General features: G+C 59.0%; 13 protein-coding genes. 3 read left to right on the top strand and 10 right to left on the bottom strand.

The window, feature by feature from the left end; all coding sequences use genetic code 11:
* Positions 1–170: 170 nt before the first annotated feature.
* Entirely contained in the window at positions 171–2,738 is a 2,568-nt protein-coding gene (gene mutS / locus FHL16_RS12260; protein WP_177346233.1) for a DNA mismatch repair protein MutS, read from the top strand.
* 142 nt (positions 2,739–2,880) lie between these two features.
* Positions 2,881–3,204 (top strand): ferredoxin FdxA, encoded by a 324-nt coding sequence (fdxA, locus tag FHL16_RS12255; RefSeq protein ID WP_008154011.1) that lies wholly within the window; start codon positions 2,881–2,883, stop codon positions 3,202–3,204.
* Between the two features lie 474 nt (positions 3,205–3,678).
* On the opposite strand, the gene rpoS is transcribed toward fdxA, so the two are convergent.
* The 8 genes from rpoS to FHL16_RS12215 form a co-directional block, all read right to left on the bottom strand.
* Positions 3,679–4,686, bottom strand: a complete 1,008-nt coding sequence (rpoS, locus tag FHL16_RS12250; protein ID WP_010462770.1) for an RNA polymerase sigma factor RpoS — start codon at positions 4,684–4,686, stop codon at positions 3,679–3,681.
* Positions 4,687–4,791: 105 nt separating this feature from the next.
* Complete coding sequence (locus FHL16_RS12245; protein WP_077748336.1) at positions 4,792–5,649, bottom strand: peptidoglycan DD-metalloendopeptidase family protein; 858 nt, start codon at positions 5,647–5,649, stop codon at positions 4,792–4,794.
* Between the two features lie 211 nt (positions 5,650–5,860).
* Positions 5,861–6,496 (bottom strand): protein-L-isoaspartate(D-aspartate) O-methyltransferase, encoded by a 636-nt coding sequence (locus FHL16_RS12240; RefSeq protein ID WP_010462773.1) that lies wholly within the window; start codon positions 6,494–6,496, stop codon positions 5,861–5,863.
* 41 nt (positions 6,497–6,537) lie between these two features.
* On the bottom strand, positions 6,538–7,287 hold the full coding sequence (gene surE, locus FHL16_RS12235; protein ID WP_077748335.1) for a 5'/3'-nucleotidase SurE: 750 nt from the start codon (positions 7,285–7,287) through the stop codon (positions 6,538–6,540).
* Positions 7,275–8,333 carry a tRNA pseudouridine(13) synthase TruD gene (gene truD / locus FHL16_RS12230; RefSeq protein ID WP_077748334.1) on the bottom strand — a complete coding sequence of 353 codons (1,059 nt, stop codon included), beginning with the start codon at positions 8,331–8,333 and terminating at the stop codon, positions 7,275–7,277. The genes surE and truD overlap by 13 nt, the downstream gene beginning before the upstream one ends.
* Positions 8,330–8,803 carry a 2-C-methyl-D-erythritol 2,4-cyclodiphosphate synthase gene (ispF, locus tag FHL16_RS12225; protein ID WP_077748333.1) on the bottom strand — a complete coding sequence of 158 codons (474 nt, stop codon included), beginning with the start codon at positions 8,801–8,803 and terminating at the stop codon, positions 8,330–8,332. Before ispF ends, truD begins: the two co-directional genes overlap by 4 nt.
* A 43-nt stretch (positions 8,804–8,846) precedes the next feature.
* Positions 8,847–9,692 carry an S-formylglutathione hydrolase gene (gene fghA, locus FHL16_RS12220; protein WP_010462782.1) on the bottom strand — a complete coding sequence of 282 codons (846 nt, stop codon included), beginning with the start codon at positions 9,690–9,692 and terminating at the stop codon, positions 8,847–8,849.
* Positions 9,693–9,700: 8 nt separating this feature from the next.
* Positions 9,701–10,813, bottom strand: a complete 1,113-nt coding sequence (locus FHL16_RS12215; RefSeq protein ID WP_010462785.1) for an S-(hydroxymethyl)glutathione dehydrogenase/class III alcohol dehydrogenase — start codon at positions 10,811–10,813, stop codon at positions 9,701–9,703.
* A gap of 107 nt (positions 10,814–10,920) precedes the next feature.
* Here FHL16_RS12215 and FHL16_RS12210 point away from each other — a divergent pair, with 107 nt between their 5' ends.
* Positions 10,921–11,817, top strand: coding sequence for a LysR substrate-binding domain-containing protein (locus FHL16_RS12210; protein ID WP_010462786.1), 897 nt, complete (start codon positions 10,921–10,923; stop codon positions 11,815–11,817).
* 136 nt (positions 11,818–11,953) lie between these two features.
* Here the strand turns inward: FHL16_RS12210 and ispD are convergent, their stop codons facing one another.
* Together ispD and ftsB are read right to left on the bottom strand one after the other, a co-directional pair.
* The gene (gene ispD, locus FHL16_RS12205; RefSeq protein ID WP_010462788.1) at positions 11,954–12,661 is read right to left on the bottom strand and encodes a 2-C-methyl-D-erythritol 4-phosphate cytidylyltransferase; all 708 of its coding nucleotides are present in this window, start codon (positions 12,659–12,661) and stop codon (positions 11,954–11,956) included.
* The gene (gene ftsB, locus FHL16_RS12200) at positions 12,658–12,936 is read right to left on the bottom strand and encodes a cell division protein FtsB (protein WP_008028992.1); all 279 of its coding nucleotides are present in this window, start codon (positions 12,934–12,936) and stop codon (positions 12,658–12,660) included. The genes ispD and ftsB overlap by 4 nt, the downstream gene beginning before the upstream one ends.
* Positions 12,937–12,970: the final 34 nt, after the last annotated feature.

The following is a 12,970-nucleotide window of genomic DNA, read 5'->3' as shown; positions in this document are numbered from 1 at the left end:
GATTCGCATAAATCATGCATAAACATCAGAAATGTGCGGCAGGGCTTTCATGCCTGCGTCCGGCAGACCGCTCATGTTAACCTTGCGCCCATCGCGGAAAAGCCGGGCTGATGTCCCTCCTTTGCCCTACACCTTTCAACGAATTTGCCTGATATCCGATGAATAAAGCACTGTCCGATCTGTCCTCCCACACGCCAATGATGCAGCAATACTGGCGCCTGAAGAACCAGCACCCCGACCAGCTGATGTTCTACCGCATGGGCGACTTCTACGAGATCTTCTATGAAGACGCGAAGAAGGCCGCCAAGTTGCTGGACATCACCCTGACGGCCCGTGGGCAGTCGGCCGGTCAGGCGATTCCGATGTGTGGGATTCCTTACCACGCCGCCGAAGGCTACCTGGCGAAACTGGTGAAGCTCGGCGAATCGGTGGTGATCTGTGAACAGGTCGGCGATCCGGCCACCAGCAAGGGGCCGGTGGATCGTCAGGTGGTGCGGATCATCACGCCGGGCACGGTCAGTGATGAAGCGCTGCTGGATGAGCGTCGGGACAACCTGATCGCGGCGGTGTTGGGTGACGAACGTCTGTTCGGTCTGGCGGTGCTGGACATCACCAGCGGCAACTTCACCGTGCTGGAAATAAAGGGCTGGGAAAACCTGCTGGCGGAGCTGGAGCGGGTCAATCCGGTGGAGCTGATGATTCCCGATGACTGGCCAAAGGACCTGCCGGCGGAAAAACGTCGCGGGGTTCGTCGCCGTGCGCCGTGGGATTTCGAACGCGACTCGGCACTGAAAAGCCTTTGCCAGCAATTCTCCACCCAGGACCTGAAAGGCTTCGGTTGCGAGAACCTGACCCTGGCCATCGGCGCCGCCGGTTGCCTGCTCAGCTACGCCAAGGAAACCCAGCGCACCGCCCTGCCCCATTTGCGCAGCCTGCGCCATGAACGCCTGGATGAGACCGTGGTGCTGGACGGCGCGAGCCGTCGCAACCTGGAACTGGACACCAACCTGGCCGGAGGCCGCGACAACACGTTGCAGTCGGTGGTAGACCGTTGCCAGACCGCCATGGGCAGCCGCCTGCTGACCCGCTGGCTGAACCGTCCGCTGCGGGATCTGACCGTATTGCTGGCGCGACAGACCTCGATCACCTGCCTGCTCGACGGTTACCGTTTCGAAAAACTGCAACCGCAGCTCAAGGAAATCGGTGACATCGAGCGGATTCTGGCGCGGATCGGCCTGCGCAATGCCCGTCCTCGCGACTTGGCTCGCCTGCGCGATGCGCTCGGTGCATTGCCAGAATTGCAAGTGGCGATGACTGAACTGGAAGCGCCGCACATCATTCAACTGGCGAAGACCACCAGCACCTACCCGGAACTTGCGGCGCTGCTGGAAAAAGCCATCATCGACAACCCGCCGGCGGTGATCCGTGACGGCGGTGTGTTGAAGACCGGTTACGACGCCGAGTTGGACGACTTGCAATCGCTCAGCGAAAACGCCGGGCAGTTCCTGATCGACCTGGAAGCACGGGAGAAGGCTCGCACCGGCCTGTCGCACCTGAAGGTTGGCTACAACCGCATTCACGGTTACTTCATCGAGTTGCCGAGCAAGCAGGCTGAATCGGCCCCGGCCGACTACATCCGCCGCCAGACGCTCAAAGGTGCCGAGCGATTCATCACGCCGGAACTGAAAGCGTTCGAGGACAAGGCGTTGTCAGCCAAGAGCCGCGCCCTGGCCCGCGAGAAGATGCTGTACGAAGCGCTGCTCGAAGACCTGATCGCCCAGTTGCCACCGTTGCAGGACACCGCCGCGGCACTGGCCGAGCTGGACGTGCTGAGCAACCTTGCCGAGCGTGCGCTGAACCTCGACCTGAACTGCCCGCGCTTCGTTGACGAGCCGTGCATGCGCATCTCCCAGGGTCGCCACCCGGTGGTCGAGCAAGTGCTGACCACGCCGTTCGTGGCCAACGACCTGAGCCTCGACGACAACACGCGCATGCTGGTGATCACCGGTCCGAACATGGGCGGTAAATCCACCTACATGCGCCAGACCGCGTTGATCGTGCTGCTGGCGCACATTGGCAGTTTCGTGCCGGCAGCCAGTTGCGAATTGTCTCTGGTGGACCGGATCTTCACCCGGATCGGTTCCAGCGATGACCTGGCGGGCGGGCGATCGACTTTCATGGTCGAAATGAGCGAAACCGCGAACATTCTGCACAACGCCACCGAACGTAGCTTGGTACTGATGGACGAAGTCGGTCGCGGCACCAGCACCTTCGATGGCCTGTCCCTGGCCTGGGCTGCCGCCGAACGTCTGGCGCATCTGCGGGCTTACACGCTGTTTGCCACCCACTACTTTGAGCTGACGGTGTTACCGGAAGCCCAGCCGCTGGTGGCCAACGTTCACCTTAATGCCACCGAGCACAACGAGCGCATCGTGTTCCTGCACCACGTGCTGCCCGGGCCTGCCAGCCAGAGCTACGGCCTGGCAGTTGCGCAGTTGGCCGGTGTGCCGAGTGAAGTGATCGTGCGTGCTCGCGAGCACCTGGGCCGACTGGAAGCGACTGCTCTGCCCCATGAAGTTCCGAAACCAGCCAGAGGCAAACCGGCCGCGCCGCAGCAGAGCGATATGTTCGCCAGCCTGCCGCATCCGGTGCTGGATGAACTGGCTAAACTGGATCTGGATGACATGACACCGCGTCGCGCGTTAGAAATGCTCTATACACTAAAGACACGGATCTAACGCACTTGCCTGCAAGCTGTTAGAATCTCGCGCGGTTTGGGATGCTGCAGGCTAATAGCCTGGCCTGCAGACTATCGCTCCCAAACCTGGCGACCCCAACAAGAAGGGGCTCCGCTGCCGCCGCCTGAGGAGAAAATTAGAAATGACCTTCGTCGTCACCGACAACTGCATCAAGTGCAAGTACACCGACTGCGTAGAAGTCTGTCCGGTGGACTGCTTTTACGAAGGCCCGAACTTCCTGGTGATTCACCCGGATGAGTGCATCGACTGCGCATTGTGCGAACCAGAATGCCCTGCCGTGGCCATCTTCTCTGAAGATGAAGTCCCGGAAGACATGCAGCAGTTCATTCAGCTGAACGTTGAGTTGGCCGAAATCTGGCCCAACATCACCGAGAAGAAAGAATCGCTGCCCGACGCTGAAGAGTGGGATGGCGTCAAAGGCAAGATCAAAGACCTCGAACGCTGATTTCCCCCGCGTTCTCGAAAAGGCCCCTAGGGGGCCTTTTTGCTTTTCTGCAGGAAAAAAAAAGGGGCGGTTTGACCCGCCCACATTTTTTCCCTATTCCCTGTGTTCCTTTTCATCGTCCTGATGAATCGCTTCCCTGCGATGTCCATTCCCCTCATCCTTGAAGGGTGTGTCTGTCCGTTGACACAGTTCAGATACTAGAGAGTTCCCCACCAAGCGCAATCGCTCCCAATCCGCACAACTCTCTGTCATATGCTTTTAATCTTTATTAATAACCATATAAATCAATTAGATAACTCGAGCAGACGTATCAGATGAGCGACTGCCACACTGTAAAAATAACGAACACTTACGAAAGAGTAAGCAAAGACTTACAGCGCGAAACTACAATCCTGAGGCGCTTGCCAGCCATCTCCCAGGCATTAAAAAACCCCGAACCAGTCGAGGTTTTTTAATGCTACTCAAGCGCGTTGCTTACTGAAACAGCGACTCGCTCGACAGGCCGTTCTTCTCGAGAATCTCCCGAAGACGTTTCAGGCCTTCCACCTGAATCTGTCTGACCCGTTCCCGGGTCAGGCCGATCTCCAGGCCCACGTCTTCAAGTGTGCTGCTCTCGTGACCGCGCAGGCCGAAGCGGCGTACCACCACTTCGCGTTGCTTGTCGGTCAGTTCCGAAAGCCATTGATCGATGCTCTGGGACAGGTCGTCATCCTGCAACAGCTCACATGGATCGGTTGGTCGGTCATCTGTAAGGGTGTCCAGCAGGGTTTTATCCGAATCCGGACCCAGCGAGACGTCGACCGAAGAAACCCGCTCGTTCAAGCCGAGCATGCGCTTGACCTCTGCCACTGGTTTTTCCAGCAGGTTGGCGATTTCTTCGGGTGAGGGTTCGTGATCGAGTTTTTGGGTCAGCTCTCGTGCAGCCCGCAGGTACACGTTGAGCTCTTTGACCACATGGATCGGCAACCGGATGGTCCGGGTCTGATTCATGATTGCGCGCTCGATGGTCTGACGAATCCACCAGGTTGCGTAGGTTGAAAAGCGGAAGCCGCGCTCAGGATCGAATTTCTCCACTGCCCGGATCAGTCCGAGGTTGCCCTCTTCGATCAGGTCCAGCAGCGACAACCCACGATTGACGTAACGCCGGGCGATTTTCACCACCAGCCGCAGGTTGCTTTCAATCATGCGTTTGCGCCCGGCCGGATCACCACTTTGCGACAGACGCGCAAAATGAACTTCTTCTTCCGGGGAGAGCAGCGGGGAAAAGCCGATTTCGTTGAGGTACAGTTGCGTGGCATCAAGTGCCCGCGTGTAGTCGATGTACTTGTGTTGCTTTAGCGAAGCGGAGTGTTTGGATTTGGCACGAACGGAAGGTGGAGCAGCCCCTTCATCATTCGACATCGAATCCGTAGCGATGCCGGTCTCCATAAGGAGAACCTCATCGTCGATGTCAAACTCCGGCACTTCTTTACTGAGAGCCATTGTTATAGTCCTTTGGTGAGTTCGACCCCAAGCTCAAGCGGCGCCTTTATCCTTGGCAACGCTGGAGCCTGTCCCCTCTACGTGACGGAACAGGCTGGTAACAAATCAACGACGTGGCAGGAACTGCAGTGGATCTACAGGTTTACCTTGTCGGCGAATCTCAAAATGCAGTTTCACCCGGTCTGTACCCGTTGACCCCATTTCGGCAATTGTCTGTCCGACCTTGACCTGCTGCCCCTCCCGAACCAACAGCCTGCGGTTATGTCCGTAGGCACTGACGTAGGTGTCGCTGTGTTTGATGATGACTAATTCGCCGTAGCCCCTTAAGCCACTCCCGGCGTATACCACCGTCCCATCAGACGCAGCTAAAACAGGCTGTCCCAAATCCCCGGCGATATCAATTCCTTTATTCAAACTACCGTTTGAGGAGAACTTTCCAATCAGAATGCCATTAGATGGCCATCCCCAGCCGGTCGGGGCCGGGCCGGCAGGAGGCATCGGAGCGGGGGTCGGCTTGCTGGCGACGGACGGTGCAACCACCGCTGTGCTGGTGGTTGCGCCATTTGGCTGGCGCCGGATTACCGTGGTTTTCAGCGACGACGAAGGCGTTGAATCGGTAGCACTGGCTACCGCCGCCGACGTTGATCCGGTGCGACCGTCAAAGCGAATTGTCTGACCCGGATGGATCGTATACGGCGTAGGAATATTGTTCCGTGCGGCGAGGGCTTTGTAGTCCCAGCCGTAGCGAAAAGCGATCGAGAACAACGTATCTTTTGGTCGAACGACGTATTGACCCGTGGTCACCGCCGGACGCTGGGCGACGGACTTGTTGCGATCGACGACACGCACGTCACTCGTTTTGGAACTGGAGCAACCGACCAGCAAGGTGCTCAAGACGAGGCCAGTCACCAGGCGCTGAAAGCTCTTTGTACCCATACGCTGCGCAATGACTGTGAGACTCACCCGCCGCTCCCTTTTTGGTGGCTGAAATAGTGGATTGCCGTGTTTCGGCACGAAATGTCGCAAGTATAACGGGCCGAACAGGCTTTACCTTTAATGAAGCGAAATCGCTTCGCGCACACGTTTGCTGCCGGCCGATGAATCCTGTTTAACCCATCTATGCCGCTGTAAGACCCGGGCAATCGAAGAGAATTCAGCGTACTTGAACAAATGCTCAGGCCAGCGGCCCGTTGAGCAGTGGCACGAAGCGAACCGACCCCAGAACACGACGTGAAAAGCCTTGTTCTTCGCGGATGATCAGCATCAGTTGCTGCACCTCACCGGAGCCGACAGGAATCACCAGTCGCCCGCCAGGCGCCAATTGATCCAGCAACGCCTGGGGTACATCGGTCGCCACTGCGGTCACGATAATGCCGTTGTATGGCGCCAGTGCCGGCCAGCCTTCCCAACCATCGCCCCAGCGGAACACCACGTTGCGCAGATTCAGCTCCACCAGGCGTTCCTTGGCCCGGTCCTGCAACACCTTGATGCGCTCCACGGAGAACACCCGTTCAACCAGCTGCGACAGCACCGCCGTCTGGTAACCCGAGCCGGTACCGATTTCCATCACCTTGTCCAAGGGACCGGCCTCCAGCAGCAGCTCGCTCATGCGCGCCACCATATAAGGCTGGGAGATGGTCTGGTTGTGTCCGATCGGCAGGGCCGTGTCTTCGTAGGCGCGATGAGCCAGCGCTTCGTCGACGAACAGGTGACGCGGTGTACGACGGATGACTTCCAGCACCTTGGCGTTGGAAACCCCTTCCTCATACAGACGCTGAATCAGGCGCTCGCGGGTTCGTTGCGAGGTCATTCCGATGCCGCGACGCAGAATATCGTCTTGTTCACGAGCCATTAGCGCAACCCCTCCAACCAGCCATCGAGACTTCTGAAGGCATCATTGAAGGTGCGATCCAGTTGCAGCGGAGTAATCGAGACAAAGCCCTGCATCACCGCATGAAAGTCGGTGCCCGGGCCACCATCCTCGGCGTCCCCGGCGGCGGCGATCCAGTAACCGGACTTGCCGCGCGGGTCGACCACTTTCATCGGTGCCGCAGCACGTGCGCGGTGCCCGAGGCGGGTCAGCTGAATACCGCGAATGTGGTCCAGCGGCAAATTGGGAATATTCACGCTCAGTACCGTACGCGGTGGCAAGTCGAGGTCAGCATGAGCCTCGACCAGTTTGCGCGCAAAGTAAGCGGCCGTGGGAAGGTTCTCCACTTGCCGTGAGACCAACGAAAAGGCGAACGAAGGACGCTCAAGGAAACGGCCCTCGAGTGCCGCCGCAACGGTGCCGGAATACAGCACGTCGTCGCCCAGGTTGGCGCCCAGGTTGATGCCGGAAACCACCATGTCCGGTTCGCGCTCCAGCAAGCCGTTAAGGCCCAGGTGCACGCAATCGGTGGGTGTGCCGTTCAGGCTGATAAAGCCGTTGGCCAGGGTTTGCGGGTGCAACGGACGGTCGAGCGTCAGCGAACTGCTGGCGCCGCTTTTGTCCTGGTCCGGGGCGATAACCACGCACTCGGTGTAATCCGCCAGCGCAGCATAAAGCGCGGCGAGACCGGGTGCGGCTACCCCATCGTCGTTAGAAATCAGAATACGCATGGGCTGTCCGTCTGCCCCACCGGCACCAGATCAACAAGCTCGCGCACCAATACGGTGGCAAAGCATCCGGCCGGGAGGACGAATTCCAGTTGCAGAATGTCAGGCTCCGGATAATGCCACGTCAACCCACCAATGGGCAGCCGCAGGATGCGACGTTCGTGGTTCATTCCGGCGTTAATCAACCAATCGCGCAGATCCGCTTCGCGAGCGGCGATTGCCTGCTCCAGTACATGGACAGCGCCGGTCGCCGGCGAGTCACCTTCGCCCCACTGGGGACCGGTCGGGTGCAGGTCGAGAATTGCCAGGCGCGGGTCGCTGCACTCGGCTTCACCTGCCGGAAAAAAACTGCGGCTGTCGGTGAAGGCCAGCAGATCGCCAACCTGCGCTTGCTGCCAGGTGCCATCGGCCACACGCGCCGCCAATACCTGGTTGAACAGGAAGCTGCGGGCAGTGGAGAGCAGACGCGAACGGACATTGCGCTGCTCAGGCAACGCCTTGCGCGCGGCCCAGGCACGGGCATCGACCACGTTACCGCCATCAAAGCCGAAACGCTGGGCACCGAAATAATTGGGAATACCTTGCTTGGCGATCAGCTGCAGCCGCTCTTCAATCGCGGCTTTGTCGCCAGCGAATTGCGTCAGGCGCAAGGTGAAGCCATTCGCCGAATGGGCACCGCGTTGCAGCTTGCGCTTGTGCCGACCGGTCTTGAGGATTTTCAGCGTGTCGTTTTCGGCCGCCGACAAATCAGGGTCGGCCTTGCCCGGCAGCTGCACGCTGAACCACTGGCGAGTCAGCGCCTGACGATCCTTGAGGCCTGCATAGCTGACGGTGCGCAATGGCACACCCGCCGCCTTGGCAATGCGCCGTGCCGCTTCTTCGGTATTGAGACCGCGCTTTTCCACCCAGATCCACAAGTGTTCGCCATCGCCACTGAGGGGGATATCGAGTACTTCATCGACCTGAAAATCTTCTGCGGTGGCTTTCAGAACCGCCGTACCGAGGGCGTCGCCATAGGCTCGCGGGCCGAGCAATTGCGCTTCGTTCATGCGCGCAGCAACAAGGCAACGGAATGCACGGCAATGCCTTCTTCGCGACCGACAAAGCCAAGCTTTTCGGTGGTGGTAGCTTTCACGTTCACTTGATCCAACTCAACTTGAAGATCCGCGGCAATCAGCGCGCGCATCGATTCGATATACGGGGCCATTTTCGGCGCCTGGGCGACGATGGTGTTATCGACGTTGCCGACTTTCCAGCCTTTGGCGTGGATCAGTGCGACGACGTGACGCAACAGCACGCGGCTGTCGGCGCCCTTGAATGTCGGGTCGGTGTCCGGGAAGTGCTTGCCGATATCACCCAGCGCAGCGGCGCCGAGCAAGGCATCGCTCAAGGCGTGCAGCAGGACGTCACCGTCGGAGTGAGCGAGCAGCCCGAAGCCGTGTGCAATGCGCACACCGCCCAGAGTAATGAAATCGCCTTCAGCGAAACGATGCACATCATAGCCGTGGCCAATACGCATAAAAAAACGCCCCGATTTTTGTCAGGGCGTGATTCTACCTGCATTAGGCGCCTAGAGCGCGTGCGTGATGCTGCAAGTGGTCGTCAATGAAGCTGGCGATGAAGAAATAGCTGTGGTCGTAGCCCGGTTGCAGGCGCAACGTCAGCGGATGACCGGCCAGTTTGGCCGCCTGTTGCAAGGCCTCAGGCTTGAGCTGAGTCGCCAGGAAATCATCACGGTCACCTTGATCGACCAGCAACGGCAACTTTTCGTCGGCCTCGGCGATCAGTGCGCAGGCATCCCATTCGCGCCACTTCGAGCGGTCTTCGCCCAGGTAGCGGGAAAACGCTTTCTGCCCCCACGGGCAATCCATCGGATTGTTGATCGGCGAGAACGCCGACACCGATTGGTAACGCCCCGGATTGCGCAAGGCGCAGACCAGCGCCCCGTGGCCACCCATGGAGTGACCGCTGATGCCGCGCTTGTCCGACGCCGGGAAATGGGCTTCGACCAATGCCGGCAATTCCTGCACGACATAGTCATGCATCCGATAGTGCCGGGACCAGGGTTCCTGCGTGGCATTCAGATAAAACCCGGCACCAAGACCGAAGTCCCAGGCGCCGTCCGGATCACCTGGCACATCGGGTCCGCGAGGGCTGGTGTCCGGCGCAACGATGATCAACCCAAGCTCGGCGGCCATGCGCATCGCGCCGGCCTTGTGCATGAAGTTTTCGTCGGTACAGGTCAGGCCGGACAACCAATACAGCACCGGCAACTTGCCGCCCTGCTCCGCCTGCGGCGGCAGGTACACGGCGAACACCATGTCGCAGCCGAGGACATCGGAGCGGTGCTTGTAGCGTTTGTGCCAGCCACCGAAGCTTTTCTGGCAGGAGATATTTTCCAGGCTCATGACCGACCTCAGAAATGGATGACGCTACGGATGCTTTTGCCTTCGTGCATCAGGTCGAAAGCCTTGTTGATGTCTTCCAGGCCCATGGTGTGGGTGATAAACGTATCCAGCGGGATTTCGCCGGTTTCGGCCATCTCGACGTAGCTTGGCAATTCGGTACGACCGCGCACGCCGCCGAATGCCGAACCGCGCCAGACACGACCGGTCACCAGCTGGAATGGACGGGTTGAGATTTCCTGGCCGGCACCGGCCACCCCGATAATCACCGACTCACCCCAACCCTTGTGGCAGCACTCAAGGGCCGCACGCATCAATTGCACATTGCCGATGCACTCGAAGGAAAAGTCGACGCCGCCGTCAGTCATGTCGACGATGACTTCCTGGATCGGACGGTCGAAATCTTTCGGGTTCACGCAGTCGGTTGCACCGAGCTGCTTGGCGATCTCGAACTTCGCCGGGTTGATGTCGATGGCGATGATGCGACCAGCCTTGGCCTTGACCGCACCGATGATGGCTGACAAACCGATGCCGCCCAGACCGAAAATGGCGACGGTATCACCTGGTTTTACCTTGGCGGTATTGAGGACTGCACCGATACCGGTGGTGACACCGCAGCCCAGCAGGCAGACTTTTTCCAGTGGTGCTTCTTTTGGAATTTTGGCGACGGAGATTTCCGGCAGCACGGTGTACTCGGAGAATGTCGAGGTCCCCATGTAGTGGAAAATTGGCTGGCCCTTGTAGGAAAAGCGCGAAGTGCCATCCGGCATCAGGCCCTTGCCTTGAGTCGCGCGAATCGCCTGACACAGGTTGGTTTTTCCCGACAGACAGAATTTGCACTGACGACATTCCGGGGTGTACAGCGGGATCACATGGTCGCCGACCGCGACGGAGGTCACGCCCTCACCGATCGCCTCAACCACCGCGCCACCTTCGTGACCGAGGATCGACGGGAAGATGCCTTCCGGGTCAGCGCCCGACAGGGTGTAGGCATCGGTATGGCAGACACCGGAGGCCACCACTCGCAACAGAACTTCACCGGCCTTGGGCATGGCGACATCGACTTCGACGATCTCGAGGGGTTTCTTGGCCTCGAAGGCAACGGCAGCGCGCGACTTGATCATGTGGATTCTCCAGTGAATAAAAACGAGACAAGGAGTGTAATACAGCGCGCTACGAGGAATAATCCGGGCAAAAGCAAAACATTATTGCCACACAGGGATAATCCTGGATGTCTGAAAACCGCTGGGAAGGAATCGACGAGTTCGTCGCCGTGGCCGAGTGCAGCCAATTCACGGCGGCGGCGGAACGCCTTGGAGTTTCTTCCTCTCACATCAGCCGACAAATCGCACGCCTCGAAGAGCGCCTTCAGACGCGACTGCTTTACCGCAGCACTCGCCGGGTGACGCTGACCGAAGCCGGGCAAACCTTTTTGCAACATTGCCAGCGCTTGCAGGACGGTCGCGAAGAAGCCTTGCGCGCGGTCGGCGACCTGACCAGCGAGCCTAAGGGCATGCTGCGCATGACCTGCGCCGTGGCGTATGGCGAACGCTTCATCGTGCCATTGGTGACCCGTTTCATGGGCCTTTATCCACAACTGCGCGTCGACATTGAATTGAGCAACCGTCCTCTCGACCTGGTGCACGAAGGGCTGGACCTGGCAATCCGCCTCGGGCGTCTCCAGGATTCGCGACTGGTCGCCACGCGCCTGGCACCACGGCGGATGTATTTGTGCGCGTCGCCGTCCTACGTGGAACGGTATGGTCGCCCACACAGTTTGTCGGAACTCAGCCGCCACAATTGCCTGATCGGCAGTTCGGACATGTGGCAACTGGAGCAGAACGGGCGGGAATTTTCGCAACGGGTGCAGGGAAACTGGCGCTGCAACAGTGGGCAAGCGGTTCTGGATGCGGCACTACAGGGTGTCGGGTTGTGTCAGCTGCCAGACTATTACGTGCTGGAGCACCTGAAAAACGGCGAATTGATTTCATTGCTGGAGGCGCACCAGCCACCGAACACGGCGGTTTGGGCGCTGTATCCACAGCAGCGGCATCTGTCGCCGAAGGTGCGCAAGTTGGTGGATTATTTGAAGCAAGGGTTGGCTGAGCGGCCGGAGTATCGAACTTAGCTCGGATTGCCGCTTTCAGTGACAGTTTTGCTGACTGATAGAACGCCATCGCGAGCAGGCTCACTCCTACAGGGAAATTCATTCCAATGCAGGAGTGAGCCTGCTCGCGATGGCGGTTGAACAGCCAATGAGCAACTCAGCGGCGATTAGCCCAACGCTGACGAAGCCATTCAAGATCTTCAGGGCGAGTAACCTTGAGATTATCGGACCGCCCTTCAATCAGACGCGGCGCCAACCCAGCCCACTCCATGGCCGACGCTTCATCAGTCACCAAGGCATCCGCCACCAGACTGTCCGCTAATGCCCGATGCAACGCGCCGAGGCGAAACATCTGCGGCGTGTACGCCTGCCAGATCACGCTGCGATCCACGGTTTCAACCACACGACCGTGCTTGTCGACCCGTTTGAGCGTATCGCGGGCAGGAACTGCCAGCAGCCCGCCCACTGGATCGTCCGCCAACTCACCCAGCAACTTATCAAGATCATCACGCGAAAGATTCGGCCGTGCAGCATCGTGAACCAGCACCCAGTCTTCATCGTCAGCACCTTGAGCGTGCAGATGCAGCAAGGCATTGAGCACTGACCCGGAACGCTCGTCGCCGCCCTCGACCCGCTGAATACGCGGATCGGCAGCACACGCCAGGTTCGGCCAGTAGGGATCATCAACAGCAAGACTGACCACCAACCCCTTCAGGGCAGGATGATCAAGGAAACAGCCAAGGCTGTGTTCTAGAATAGTGCGCCCGCCCAATTGCAAGTATTGCTTGGGACGGTCTGCGGCCATACGGGCACCGACGCCCGCGGCAGGAATCACGGCCCAGAAGGCCGGTAAAGAGTTATTCATTGAGCCAACTGGTAAAGGGTTTCACCGTCCTTGACCATGCCCAACTCATGACGAGCCCGCTCTTCCACGGTCTCCATGCCTTTTTTCAACTCGCTGACTTCGGCGTCCATGACCCGATTGCGTTCCAGCAACCCTTCGTTCTCAGCGTGTTGATCTGCGATCTGCTGAGTCAGCTCAGCCACTTGCGCCAGACTGCCATTTCCCACCCACAGGCGGTATTGCAGGCCAGCCAGCAGCAAGAGCAAGACGAGGAACAACCAATTGGGACTGCGCATCGAATATCAGGTATCCAGTGAAAAAAGACAGCCA

The sequence above is a fragment of the Pseudomonas sp. FSL W5-0299 genome (assembly GCF_005930655.1).
Classification (GTDB): domain Bacteria; phylum Pseudomonadota; class Gammaproteobacteria; order Pseudomonadales; family Pseudomonadaceae; genus Aquipseudomonas; species Aquipseudomonas mandelii.
Note: the sequence above shows the minus strand (reverse complement) of the source record. Positions and strands in the feature narration are given on the sequence as shown.

What these genes read in the sequence shown, in the direction of transcription:
- truD (WP_077748334.1), bottom strand. Translation starts at nt 8,333, where the DNA reads ATGAACGAAGCGCAATTGCTCGGCCCGCGAGCCTATGGCGACGCCCTC.
- ispD (WP_010462788.1), bottom strand. Translation starts at nt 12,661, where the DNA reads ATGAATAACTCTTTACCGGCCTTCTGGGCCGTGATTCCTGCCGCGGGC.
- rpoS (WP_010462770.1), bottom strand. Translation starts at nt 4,686, where the DNA reads ATGGCTCTCAGTAAAGAAGTGCCGGAGTTTGACATCGACGATGAGGTT.
- FHL16_RS12215 (WP_010462785.1), bottom strand. Translation starts at nt 10,813, where the DNA reads ATGATCAAGTCGCGCGCTGCCGTTGCCTTCGAGGCCAAGAAACCCCTC.
- fghA (WP_010462782.1), bottom strand. Translation starts at nt 9,692, where the DNA reads ATGAGCCTGGAAAATATCTCCTGCCAGAAAAGCTTCGGTGGCTGGCAC.
- fdxA (WP_008154011.1), top strand. Translation starts at nt 2,881, where the DNA reads ATGACCTTCGTCGTCACCGACAACTGCATCAAGTGCAAGTACACCGAC.
- FHL16_RS12240 (WP_010462773.1), bottom strand. Translation starts at nt 6,496, where the DNA reads ATGACCTCGCAACGAACCCGCGAGCGCCTGATTCAGCGTCTGTATGAG.
- surE (WP_077748335.1), bottom strand. Translation starts at nt 7,287, where the DNA reads ATGCGTATTCTGATTTCTAACGACGATGGGGTAGCCGCACCCGGTCTC.
- ispF (WP_077748333.1), bottom strand. Translation starts at nt 8,803, where the DNA reads ATGCGTATTGGCCACGGCTATGATGTGCATCGTTTCGCTGAAGGCGAT.
- ftsB (WP_008028992.1), bottom strand. Translation starts at nt 12,936, where the DNA reads ATGCGCAGTCCCAATTGGTTGTTCCTCGTCTTGCTCTTGCTGCTGGCT.
- FHL16_RS12210 (WP_010462786.1), top strand. Translation starts at nt 10,921, where the DNA reads ATGTCTGAAAACCGCTGGGAAGGAATCGACGAGTTCGTCGCCGTGGCC.